Source organism: Streptomyces sp. NPDC048461 (assembly GCF_055587105.1).
On the sequence record NZ_JBVJGW010000026.1, the window covers coordinates 79,904 to 92,315 of the forward strand.

Annotated in this window: 6 protein-coding genes; 5 read left to right on the forward strand and 1 reads right to left on the reverse strand. The window is 76.5% G+C overall.

The genetic code is table 11. The annotated features are described in order from the left end of the window. The first annotated feature begins 74 nt into the window (after positions 1-74). The 3 genes from ACZ6S8_RS32370 (at position 75) to ACZ6S8_RS32380 (ending at position 5,576) form a co-directional block, all read left to right on the forward strand. On the forward strand, positions 75-2,894 hold the full coding sequence (locus ACZ6S8_RS32370) for an ATP-binding protein (RefSeq protein ID WP_469461004.1): 2,820 nt from the start codon (positions 75-77) through the stop codon (positions 2,892-2,894). Between the two features lie 115 nt (positions 2,895-3,009). Then, complete coding sequence (locus ACZ6S8_RS32375) at positions 3,010-4,797, forward strand: S8 family serine peptidase (protein WP_469461005.1); 1,788 nt, start codon at positions 3,010-3,012, stop codon at positions 4,795-4,797. A gap of 134 nt (positions 4,798-4,931) precedes the next feature. Then, positions 4,932-5,576, forward strand: coding sequence for a CatB-related O-acetyltransferase (locus ACZ6S8_RS32380; RefSeq protein WP_469461007.1), 645 nt, complete (start codon positions 4,932-4,934; stop codon positions 5,574-5,576). Positions 5,577-5,649: 73 nt separating this feature from the next. Here ACZ6S8_RS32380 and ACZ6S8_RS32385 read toward each other — a convergent pair whose 3' ends face one another. Beyond that, a complete protein-coding gene (locus tag ACZ6S8_RS32385; RefSeq protein WP_469461010.1) occupies positions 5,650-8,448 on the reverse strand; it encodes a helix-turn-helix transcriptional regulator in 2,799 nt (932 codons plus the stop codon). Positions 8,449-9,090: 642 nt separating this feature from the next. Here ACZ6S8_RS32385 and ACZ6S8_RS32390 point away from each other — a divergent pair. Continuing rightward, entirely contained in the window at positions 9,091-11,088 is a 1,998-nt protein-coding gene (locus ACZ6S8_RS32390) for a putative Ig domain-containing protein (protein WP_469461012.1), read from the forward strand. 197 nt (positions 11,089-11,285) lie between these two features. Then, positions 11,286-12,290: a BtrH N-terminal domain-containing protein gene (locus ACZ6S8_RS32395; protein ID WP_469461014.1), complete on the forward strand. Its 1,005-nt coding sequence runs from the start codon at positions 11,286-11,288 to the stop codon at positions 12,288-12,290. Positions 12,291-12,412: the final 122 nt, after the last annotated feature.

Consider the following 12,412-nt stretch of genomic DNA (forward strand, 5'->3'; position numbering starts at 1 on the left):
CGGCGCCGCACCACCTCCGGGAGCCCGGCGGCGGACCTACCCCGCATCCGCCGGCCTGCGTAGACTCCGGCCGCATGGACGCAGGGGCGGGCACATCCACGCTGGTCGGACGGGATGCCGAGCTGGGGATGCTGCTCGGCGCCCTCGGTCGCCGGCCGGCCGTCGTGCTCGTCGAGGGCGAGGCCGGGATCGGCAAGACCCGCCTCGTCCGGGAAGCGCTGGCGCGCCTGTCCGGTGACGGGCCGCGCGTCCTCGCCGGAGCCTGCCCGCCGCTGCGCGAACCCTTCCCGTACGGTCCGCTGTTCGACGTCCTCAGGACCCTCGCCGACGACGTGCCCACCGGGCTCAGCCCGGTCTGCGGCGCCCTGCGCCCCTACCTCCCCGAGCTCCTGCACGGGCTGCCGCCCTCCTGCGAGCCGCTCCACGACCACGCCGCCGCCACCCACCGGCTGTTCCGGGCCGTCGGCGCGCTCCTCGCCGCGGTGTGTCCCGCCGTCCTGGTCGTCGAGGACCTCCACTGGGCCGACGACGGCACCCGGGACCTCATCCGGTTCCTGATCGAGGACCCGCCCGCCGGACTGGCCGTCGTCCTCACCTACCGGCGCGAGGACCTGTCCGCCCCCGGGCTCCCGCTCGGCCGCGCCTACCGGCCCCCGCCCGGCAGCGCCTCCCTGATGATGCGGCTGGGGGCGCTCGACGCGGACGAGGTGCGCACCCTGGCCGCCGCCCTCACCGGCGAGCCCGTGTCCGCCGGGCTCGCCGCCCACCTGCACGCGCGGACCGCCGGAATCCCCTTCGTGCTGGAGGAGTTCGTCCGCGGGCCCGGCGCGCCGGCCGCCGTGCCCGCGCTGCTCCAGGAGGCCATGGCCGACCGCACCGCCGCCCTCGGCCCCGGTGCGCTGGCCGTCGTACGGGCCGCCGCGGTGCTGCGCGACCCCGCGGGCGAGGAGCTGATCGCGGCCGTCGCCGGAATCGGCGAGGAGGCCGCCGCCGACGCCCTGGCCGAGGCGCTGCGGGCCGGGGTCCTGCACGACTGGGGGCGGGACCGCTACGGATTCCGCCACGGACTCGCCCAGCAGGCGGTGTACGCCATGCTGCTGGGGCCGGAACGCAGGCGCCTGCACGTGCGCGCCGTCGACGTGTTCGCCGCCGCGCCGGTGCCGCCCCTGGTCCGGCTCGCTTACCACGCCCGGCAGGCCGGTGCGCCGGAGCGCTGGCGGAAGTACGCCGAGGAGGCCGCCGAGCACGCGCGGGAGATCGGCGACACGGCCCTGGCCGTGGAACTCCTGGAAGGGCTCCTCGACGACCCGGGCCTGCCCGCCGAGGACTGCGCCCGGCTCGCACTGCGGCTCAGCCGGGCCGCCGTCATCGGCCTCTCCCACCGGCGCACCGCCCGCCTCCTGCGCCGGGTCGTGGACGAGGGCGGACTCCCCGACGCCGTCCGCGGGGACATCCGGCTCAACCTCGGGCTGCTGCTGAACAACCAGGGAGGCGACCACCGGCAGGGCCGCACCGACACCGCCCGCGCCGTCGCCGAACTGCGCGAACGGCCCGCCAGGGCCGCGCGCGGCATGGCCGGGCTCGCCATGCCCACCTGGGGCGACGAGTCGTACGCCGTGTACCAGGACTGGATGGACCGCGCCGAGGCGCTGGCCGCCGTGCACGGAGACGAGGCCCTGCGCCTCGCCGTACGGGGCAACCACCTGGTGCTGCGCATGAGCGGCGGCGATCCCGCCGTCAGCCGCGAGGCCGAGGGACTGCTCGGCGCGGGCGCCGCCGACCGCGCGGGGCGCCTCGAACTGGCCCGGATGTGCGGCAACCTCGCCGACAGCGCCGCCTGGCTCGGCAAGGACGACGTCGCCGAGCGGTTCCACGGCGAGGGCGGCCGGATCGCCGCCGCCTGCGGCGCACCGTTCCTCCGGGGCATCATCGACGCCACCGTGCTGCGGCTGGAGTGGAGCCAGGGCCGCTGGGAGGGCCTCGCGGAGCGGGCCCAGCACGTACGGGACGCCGCCCAGGGCGCCTCCGGAATCGAGTCGGAGGCCCGGCTCGTACTCGGGCTGCTGAGCGCCGTCCACGCCGAATGGGACGAGGCCCGCGCGCACCTGGACGCCGCCGGCCTGGCCGACCCCGCCAACGCGGCCACCCCCGTACTGGCGACGGCCGCCGCCGCGACGGTACGCATCCACCTGGCCCGCGGCGACGCGGCCGCGGCCTGCGCGGAGGCCGACCGGAGCCTGGCCCGGATCCGGCGCACCGGCCTCTGGGGCTGGGCCGCCGACCTCGCCCCGGCCGCCATCGGCGCGTACGTACGGGCCGACCGCATCCGGGACGCCCGCGGCCTCGCGGACGCCTTCGCCGAGGCGGTCGCCGGACGGGACCTGCCGCTGGCCGCGGCGGCGCTGCCGCTGTGCCGGGGCCAGCTGGCGCGCGCGGCGGGACGCCCCGAGGAGGCGGCGTCCTGCTACCGGAGCGCGGCCGCCTCCCTCACGGCGCTGCGCCGGCCCTACACGGCGGCCCGGGCCACCGCAGCCGCCCTCGCCTGCGTACCGGGGGAGGGCGGGGAACTCGTCGCGCTGGCAGCGGAGTTCGAGGAACTCGGAGCCATTCGCGACGCCGCCCGCTGCCGCCGGTCCCTGCGGGGGAGCGGGCTGGCACCCGGCCCGGCGCGCGGCCCCCGCGGCTACGGCGGCTCGCTCTCGCCGCGCGAGGCGGACGTGGCCGGCCTCGTCGCGGCGGGCCGCACCAACCGGGAGATCGCCGAGCTGCTGTTCCTGTCGCCGCGCACGGTCGAACAGCACGTCGCGAAGGTGCTGCGGAAGCTGAACGTGGCCTCGCGCACGGAGGTACGCACGCCCCTGCGCGCCCTCGACGCCGGGCCCGGTCCCGAATAGGTAGCGCTACGGATGCGGCTACGGATTGTCCCGTACCGCCCCCGCTCCCAGGGTGGTGCCTGCGCCCCGGCCCCCACGCCGGGCGTACAGGAACCCGATCAGTAGGAGCACTTCCATGCGTGCACAGCGTGCGGCAAGAAGCACCCGGCTCGGCGCCATATGTCTCGGCGCCGCCGCCGCGACCGTTCTCGGCCTGTTCGCGGGCTCGGCCCCGGCCCACGCCGGCCCCGCCGAAGGGCGCGTGCTGGGCGAGGGAGCGGTCGACGCCGTCTCCGGCCAGTACCTCGTAGCCCTGGCCGGCACCCCCTCCCCGCTCGCCGCCGCCACGGCCGAGACCGCGGGAGACGCGAAGACCCTGACGGACCGCCACGGAGGGGCGGTCCGTCAGGTGTACACCGCCGCGTTCCGGGGCTTCGCCGTCAAGGCCACCCCCGAGCAGGCCCGCCGGCTCGCCGCCGCACCCGGAGTGCGCTATGTCCAGGCGAACACCGTCTTCCGCGCCACCGGGACCCAGCCCAACCCGCCGTCCTGGGGCATCGACCGCGTCGACGGCGCCAAGGACAGCTCGTACACCTACCCGAACGACGGCAGCGGCGTCACGGCCTACATCGCCGACACCGGGCTGTACACGCAGCACTCCAACTTCGAGGGCCGGGCCGCCTCCGGCTACGACTTCATCGACAACGACGCGAACTCCGCCGACTGCCACGGCCACGGCACGCACGTGGCCGGCACCGTCGGCAGCAAGGACTACGGCGTCGCGAAGAACGTCAAGCTCGTCGGCGTCCGCGTCCTCGACTGCCAGGGCTCCGGAACGACCGAGCAGATCGCGGCCGGCATGGACTGGATCGCGAGGAACGCGAAGAAGCCCGCCATCGTGAACATGTCGCTGGGCGGCAGCGCCGACCGCGCCCTCGACGACGCCGTGGCCGGTGTCATCAGCGCCGGGATCCCGGTCGCGGTGGCGGCCGGCAACGACAGCAAGGACGCCTGCAACACCAGCCCGGCCCGGCTGCCCGCGGCGATCACCCTCGGCTCCACCGACAGCAACGACGCCCGCTCCAGCTTCTCCAACTACGGTTCCTGCCTGGACCTGTTCGCCCCCGGCGGCTCCATCGTCTCCACCAAGATGAACGGGGGCACGCAGACGATGAGCGGGACCTCGATGGCGACCCCGCACACGGCCGGAGCGGCCGCGCTGTACCTGTCCGCCCACCCGAACGCCACCCCGGCGCAGGTCCGGGACGCGCTCGTGGACAACGCCCAGTCGGGCGTGGTGACCGGAGCAGGCTCGGGCTCCCCGAACAAGTTCCTGAACGTCACGAAGCTGGGCGGGCCCGCCCAGCCCGGCGAGCCGGTCGCCGACTTCACCGCCCAGTGCTCGACGACCGCTGCGACCTGCTCCTTCGACGCCTCCGCCTCGAAGGACCCCGACGGCACGATCGCCTCGTACGCCTGGCAGTTCGGCGACGGCGCGAACGGCGAGGGCGTCAAGCCGTCGCACGAGTACGCCAAGGCCGGCACCTACGCCGTGAAGCTGACGGTCACCGACGACGCCGGTCGCACCGGCACCGTCACCAAGCAGGTCACCGCCGGCAGCGTGCAGCCCCCGACGGGCACCCCGCCGACCGCCTCCTTCTCGGTGTCGTGCTGGTACCAGGACTGCTCCTTCGACGCCTCCGCCTCCAAGGACAGTGACGGCACGATCGCCTCGTACGGCTGGAAGTTCGGCGACAACACCTCCGCCACCGGCCGCACCACCACCCACCGCTACCCGGCCGGGCAGCGCAGCTACACCGTCGAACTCACCGTCACCGACAACTCCGGCCTGACCTCCACCGCCGGCCGCCGGATCGACTGCTACGGCTTCGGCACCGGCCAGTCCCTCTGCTTCGCCTCCTGACCCACACCCCCCGACGTGCGGGCCGGCCCCGGTGCGACAGCACCGGCCCGGCCCGCACCGGCGTACTCCCGTACCCGTCGCCCGAGCCCGCGGTACTGCCGTCGAGGCCCCGTCCGACGTCGAAAGCGACCGCCGTGAACCATCTGCCCGCCGACCCGACGGTGCTGCACCCGATCCCCGGCCAGCCGCGCGTGGTGCTGCTGAAGCCGCTGGTGACCTCGCCGCTGATCGAGGCCGGGGAGTACTCCTACTACGACGACCCGGACGACGCGACCGCGTTCGAGACCCGCAACGTGCTCTACCACTACGGACCGGAGCGGCTCGTCATCGGGAAGTTCTGCGCCCTGGGCACCGGCGTGCGGTTCATCATGAACGGCGCCAACCACCGCATGGACGGCCCCTCCACCTTCCCGTTCCCGATCATGGGCGGCTCCTGGTCCGAGCACGCCGACCTGATCACCGGGCTGCCGGCACGGGGTGACACCGTCGTCGGCAACGACGTCTGGTTCGGAAACGGGGCCACGGTCATGCCCGGCGTGCGCATCGGGCACGGCGCCGTCGTCGCCTCGGGCGCGGTGGTGGTCGACGACGTCCCCGACTACGGCATCGTCGGCGGCAACCCGGCCCGGCTGATCCGCACCCGCTACAGCGACGCGGACGTCGCCCGCCTGCTGGCCGTCGCCTGGTGGGACTGGCCGGCGGAACACCTCACCGCCCACCTGCGGACCGTCATGTCCGGCACCGTCGACGCGCTGGAGGCCGCCGCGCCCGCGGCCTGAACCGCGGACGCGCACCCCGGCCCGAATCCCGTACGCGCACCCCGGCCCGCGCACCCCCGGCCCGCGCCGCGGCTCACCCGGGCGGGTCGGCCAGGACGCCGGCGAGCTGGGTGCGGGAGCGGATCCGGAGCTTGCGGTAGATCCGGCTGAGCATCCCCTCGACCGTCTTCACGGAGAGGTACATCTGCTGCGCCGCGTGCTGGTTGCTGGCGCCGCCGCGGACCAGCTCCGCCAGCCGAAGTTCGGACTCGGTCAACTCCGCCCGCCCGGCCGGACGGTCCCCGGCCCTGCCGTTCCCGCCCAGGCGGTCCAGGTGCTCCCGCGCCGTGGCCAGCAGCGGCGCCGCCCCGGCCCCGGCGAGGAGGGCGGCCGCCTCCTCGAACGCGCCGCGGGCCGCCGCCTGGCGCCGCCGGGCGCGCTCGACCCGTCCCCGCGCCAGGTGCGTCCGCGCCTCCTCCACGGGCAGCCCGCTGCGGCGGAACACGCCGTCGGCCCGCCGCAGGAGGACGACGGCCCGGTCGGTGTCACCGGCGCGTGCCAGCAGGAACGCCCGGGCCCGCGTCCACGCGGCCCCGGTGGCGGTGTCCTCCCGTACCGCGTCCTCGTGCCGCAGCAGCAGGTCGTGCGCCGGCCCGGTCTCGCCCGCGGCGGCGAACGCCTCGACGGCGTCCGGCTGCCAGCGGAACACCGAGGGGTCGGCGGGCCGGCGGCCCTCCTCGGCCCGGACCAGCTGGGCGAAGGCGGCGACGGCCCCGTCCACGTCCCCGGTCTGCAGCCGGACCGCGCCCGCGACCCAGAGGTTGCGTTCCAGGTGCAGTACGTCGCCCTCCTCCCGAGCGGCCCGCTCCCCGCAGGCCGCGTACCGCAGTGCGGCGGCGAAGGAACCGCCCGCGCCCTGCGCGAGGGCGGCGGTGTAGCAGGCCGGACCGAGGGACAGACCGGCGGCCAGCGAGGCCTCCAGGGCCCGGTCCGCCCAGGCGAGGGCCGGGCCGCACGCGCCGCTGCGGGCCTCCACCTCGGCCAGGCTGCGCCAGATGTCGACGAGGTCCTCGCTCTGACCGTGCAGTTCCGCCAGCGACAGCAGCGCGGTCAGCCGGTTCCTGGCCTCCTCCAGCCGGTCGTCGAAGACGGCGTGCCGCGCCGCGAGGTACTGGGGGCTGTTGCCGATCCCGTCCGCGTGGGCGGGCACGTTCAGCGCCAGCGCACGGCCGAGGGTACGGGCGCAGTCCTCGCTGCGCAGGACCCGCTCCATCCGGGCCCGCATGGTCAGGGCCGCCGCCTCCAGCCGCGGCTGCCCCGCGGCCCGGGCCAGTCCCGCCGCCGCCGTGGCCGCCCGCAGCGCCGCGTCCGGGTCGCTGCGCGACACGTTGGCGGCGATGGCGGCGCGCAGCTCCACGGCGGCCAGCAGGCACGGGTCGCCGGAGGCGATCTGCCGGCACCGTTCGAGCGTCCCCTCGACCCCGGCCAGGGCCTGACTGTGCGAGTCGACGACCGCCAGGAGCACCGTGACGTGCTCGGCCGGCGTGGGCCGCGACGCGGCGACGGCGTCCGCCGCCTGCCGGGCCAGGTCGCTGTCCCCGGCCGCGGCGGCTTCCCCCGCCGCGGCGAGGTAGCGCTCCAGGCGCAGCCGGTCCCGGGACAGCGGCGTCAACTCGGCCGCCAGCAGGAACAGTTCGGCGGCAAGCTTCCGCTCACCGCCCTCCCGGGCCTGCCCGGCGGCCACGGCCGTGTCCTCGGCGAGGCACTGGTCGGTGGCGTCCCGCCGGCCCAGCGCCCGGTGCCGGACCACCTGCACCGGGTCCGCCACCGCCCCGGCCAGCGCGCCGTGCGCGGCGATCCGCTCCGCCTTCCCCGCCAGGCTCACCGCGGCGTCGGCGAGGACCCGCGCGGTGAACCGGACCGCCCCCGGCGGGCCGTCGTCGAGGACGCCCGCCGCCCGGGCCAGCCGCAGCTCGTCCTCTGCACCGCCGCACCCGGCCCGCTCCAGCAGGGCCACGGTGGGCTGCCGGGCGAGTGCCGCGACCAGCAGCGTCGCCCGCACCGGCGCGGGAAGCTCCCCCAGCCACGCCTCCGCGGCCCGAACCGCCGCGGGCGGTACGACGAGTGCGTGCCGGCCGCCGGGACCCTGCCGGGCCAGCGCGGCGCACGCGGTCTCGGTGAGCAGCCGGTGGCCCCCGCAGCTCTGGTGCACGGGAGTCGCCCACCGGTGGGGCAGGCCGTGCCGGACCACGACCGCCGCCGTGCGCGCCACGTCCAGGGCGGGGACCGGGACGTGCACGGGATGCCCGCCCAGCAGGCGCGCCGCCGCACCACGGCCGTCCCGGGCCCGTTCGCCCACCACGACGGCCAGCCGGGGCGCCGCCACCGAGCGTGCCGCGTAGCCCAGGACGTCCGCACTGGCCGCGTCCAGCCACTGCACCCCGTCGACGGCCAGGACGAAGCCGGGGGAGGACCCCAGCAGGCCCGCCACCGCGAGCCGGACCGCCGCGACCTCCTCCGGTCCCGGCGGGCCGTCGGCGGACCGGCGCAGGAGCCGCTCCACCACCGTCCGCCAGCCGTACGGGAGTCCGGCGACGGCCGCGGGGGGAACGGCCGACAGCAGCTGCGCCACGGCACCGAAGGGGTGCGCCCGGTCCGCGTCGGCGCACGTGACCCGCACCACGCACCGTTCCCCGTCGCCGAGTTCACCGAGTGCGCCGAGTGCGGCGAGTTCACCGAGGGCATCGCCGAGCAGCGTGGTCTTTCCCGACCCCCAGGCGCCGGTGACCGCGACCCGGCCCCCGTCGGCCAGGGCCCGTACCACCTCGTGCACCGCGCCCCGCCACGAGGTGAACTCCGTACCGGTACCCGCTGTCTCTTCGACGTCCGTCACACCACGGCACGGTAGGACCGGCCCGTACGCCCTGACAACGGCCCGGCGCAGGTCGCGGCAGGTCAAGGGTTTCCCCTGATGGCAAAGCGGGTGGGGCCCCGCATCGTGGGGGTGCGGTGAGCCGCCCCGGCCCCCGGGGGAGCCGGAGTGGGGCCGGCGGACCGACCCCGGGCAGGCGGGCGCGGGGGAGTCCGGCCGGGCGGCTCACCGTCCACCGCGCGCCTCCGGCGCACCGCCCTCCCCGCCGCCGCGGGTGGGGTGCCGCGTCGCCCGCGCCGCAGGCGATGGGCTCGGCCTGCTCCCCGTCCGCGCCACCGGCGCGGCCCCCCGGCCCGTCTCGGCCCCCCGGATCCCCCCCGGATCCCCCCCGGATCCCCCCGGTTCCGCCGGCCGTGCCCGTACGGCGCGCGGAGCCTCCGGCGGCGGAGGAGTTCCCCGGTTCCTCCGGGTGCAAGGGATTCCTCCGATGCCCGCAACCCGTCGACAGGCGGAACGTGTTGGCCACCCCCGGACGGCGGCCTCCGAACCGTCTCACCTGCTCCGGATCCCGTCCGGGGGCCGCCCGCCCGCCTCCCCAGCGGACGGTCCCGGCCCGCTCCGGTGTCCCAGCCGGTGCGCCCCCCTTCCGAGAGGAACACCTCCGTGCGCGCTCTCCCCCAACGGCCCCTGCTGGCCGGTTTCGCGGCCGTCGTCACCGTGGCCGCACTCGCCGCCCTGCCCTCGGCGGCCCAAGCGGACCCCGGCCCCCCGGTCAATCCCCAGGTGAGGGAGGCCATGCAGCGGGACCTCGGCCTCTCCGCAGGCGAGGTGCGCCGCCGGGTCGCCGACGAAGCGGCGGCCGGGCTGGTCGCCACCCGCATCCGCGCCCAACTCGGCGACCGGGTCTCCGGACTGTGGTTCGACGCGGCTTCCGGCACCCTGAACGCCGCCGTCGCCGACCGCGCCGACGCGGACACCGCCCGCGCCGCCGGCGCGGTCGTCCACCCCGCGGCCCACACCGGCGCCGAACTGGCCGCGGCCGCCCGGAGCGTCTCCGCCCTGGCCGGGGCCGGCGTCCCGGGGGTCCACGCGTGGGGGCCGGACGTCCGCGGCAACCGCGTCGAGGTCACCGTCGCCCGCACCGGCCGTACGGCGGCCACCGCGGAGTTCCTCGCCGCGGTGGCCGCGCTGGGCCCCGTCGTGCACGTCGCCGAGTCCGACCAGGCCCCCCGTCAGCAGGCGGACGTCGTCGGCGGCGAGAAGTGGATACCCGGCACGGAGAGCCCCTGCTCGATCGGGTTCCCCGTCACCCGTACCAGCGGGGGAGCCAAGGCCTTCCTGACCGCCGGCCACTGCACCAACGACGCCAACCAGCCCGCGTACGGCAAGGACGGCAGCCGCGTCGGCACGTCCAACAAGAACGGCAGCGGCAGCGTCAACGCCCGCGAGGGCGACATGGGCATCGTCGACGTCGACCAGGCCGGCTGGAACCTCGCCCCCACCGTCTCCGGATACGGCCAGGGCGACATCACCGTCACCGGATCCGCCGAAGCGGTCGTCGGCACCGCGATCTGCCGCTCCGGACAGACCACCAGCCTGCGGTGCGGCGAAGTCACCAAGGTCAACCAGAGCGTCGACTACGGCAGCGTCGTCATCGACGGCCTCTCCTACTCCAGCGCCTGTTCCGCGGGCGGGGACTCCGGCGGCGCCTACGTCACGGCCACCGGCGGCAAGGCCGTCGGTCTGCACTCCGGCGGCGGCAGTGCCACGTGCACGTCCGGCAGCGGGGAGAAGTTCACCATCTTCCAGCCCGTGGGCGAGGCCCTCACCCGCTTCGGCGCCAGCCTCGTCACCTCCACCCCGCAGCCCGGCACCGTGACCGTCGCGGCCGTGTCCGCGCAGACCACCGCCGTCGGCGGCGCCGTCGAGCTGCGCAACAGCGCCGAGGGCGGCACCGCCCCGTACACCTGGTCCGCCACGGGCCTGCCCGCCGGGCTGTCCCTCGCCCCGGCGACCGGAACCGTCTCCGGGACCGCGACCACCGCCGGGACCTCGACCGTCACCGTCACCGCCACCGACAGCGCCGGCAAGACCGGCTCCACCTCCTTCTCCTGGACGGTCACCCCGGCGGGCACCGCCCTCGCGGTGACCGCCCCCGGCAACCAGAACGGCGCCGTCGGCTCCGCCGCGTCCCTGACGCTCAGGGCCACCGGCGGGACCGCCCCCTACACCTGGAGCGCCACGGGCCTGCCCGCCGGACTCTCCGTCGCCGCCGCCACGGGAGTCGTCTCCGGGACGCCGACCACCGCCGGGACCTCGACCGTCACCGTCACCGCCACCGACAAGGCGGGCCGCACCGCGAGCGCCGGCTTCACCTGGACCGTCACCACCGGCCAGGGCGGCAGCCCGACCCTGACCAACCCCGGGAACCAGACCTCCACCATCGGCAGGCCCGTCACCCTGCCGCTCCGGGCCGCCGGCGGCAGCGCCCCGTACTCCTTCAAGGCCTCGAACCTTCCCGCGGGCCTGACCGTGAACCCGGCCACCGGGACCGTCACCGGGACCCCGACCACGTGGGGCTTCCGGACCAGCACCCTCACGGTGACCGACGCCGCGGGCAGGTCGGCCTCGGTCAGCTTCACCTGGAGCGTCTACTTCTAGGGACCTGCCGGGCCGGCCGGCCGCCCACCCGGCGGCCACCCACCGAACCGGGATGCCCACCCACCCGATCGGGCAGCCCGGCGGGCGGCAGGCGGAGCGCTCCCACCGGAGCACCGCCTGCCGCCCGCCGCCGCGTGCTGCCGCGTGCGCTGCCGCGTGCGTCGGGACCGTGCCGGCGGCGCGGCTAGGCTTGCCGCATGACTGTGCTCGTGTACGAAGACTTCGGAACCGGACGCCACCGGGAAGCCTCCCTGATCCGGCACGCCCTGGGCAGTGCCCACGACGAGGAACTCGTCGCCGGCCTGGCCGGGGGGATCGGCTTCATGTACTTCGTGTTCGAGTACGAGGGCCTCACCCCCATGGCCACGATCGTGGCCCAGTCCCACCCCGAGCCCTGGGTACAGGTCGCGCTCGGCCGGCTGCACGTCCCGTACGACGCGACGCGTGCGATGAAGCCCCGCTGGGGCCGTGTCCGCGCCGCGCTGGACGAGGGCCAGCCCGCCTTCTGCGTCGTCGACCGGTCCTCCCTGCCCTGGCACGAGCCCGACCCGGCCGCCGAGATGACCGGCGCCGACCCCTACACGGTCGTCATCGCCGGGTACGACGGCGACGACCTGCTGATCGAGGACGGCGCCGAAACCCCGTACCGGATCGACCGCGAGGAGTTCGGGGCCGCCTGGACCGCGCACCGCAAGGGCCGCCACCAGCTGATCGTGCCCACCGGGCCGCCCGAGGGGGAGCCGGACGTCGAAGGGGCGATCGCCTCCACCGTCACCCACCTCACCGGGCCGGTCCTGGGCAACCAGTTCGACGTGAACTTCGGCTTCACCGGGATGGAGAAGTTCGCGGCGCAACTGCGCGACCGCACCACCAGGACGGGCTGGGAAGCCCGGTTCGGCGGCTCGCCCGCCGCGTTCCGCGCGGGCACGGGGCGGCTGTACACCTGCCTGGAGGAGGACTGGACCGCGCCGGGCGCGACCCGGCCGCTGTACGCGGACTTCCTGGACCTCGTGGGGCGCCCGGAGGCGGCGGGTCTCTTCCGGGAATCCGCACGCCACTGGTCGGAGCTGGCCGCGCTCGCCCGGGACGCCGACGCGGACGCCGGTGCCGAGGCGCGGCGGGAACTCTTCGAGGCGTGTGCGCTGCGGGTGGACCGCTGCGTGGACCTGGAGAGCCAGGCCGTCCGCGCGCTCCAGAAGTAGGACGCCCGGAACGTGGAAGGGGGGCGCCCCCGGGGGGGCCCCCGTCCCCGGCGCCGGTCGCGTCCCGCCGCCGGCCCGAACCCCCCCCCGCCCCCCCGCGGCCCCGGCGCCGGCCCCGCCCC

Excerpts from the sequence above, each read along its gene's own strand:
- ACZ6S8_RS32370 (WP_469461004.1), top strand. The coding sequence starts at position 75 with ATGGACGCAGGGGCGGGCACATCCACGCTGGTCGGACGGGATGCCGAG.
- ACZ6S8_RS32375 (WP_469461005.1), top strand. The coding sequence starts at position 3,010 with ATGCGTGCACAGCGTGCGGCAAGAAGCACCCGGCTCGGCGCCATATGT.
- ACZ6S8_RS32395 (WP_469461014.1), top strand. The coding sequence starts at position 11,286 with ATGACTGTGCTCGTGTACGAAGACTTCGGAACCGGACGCCACCGGGAA.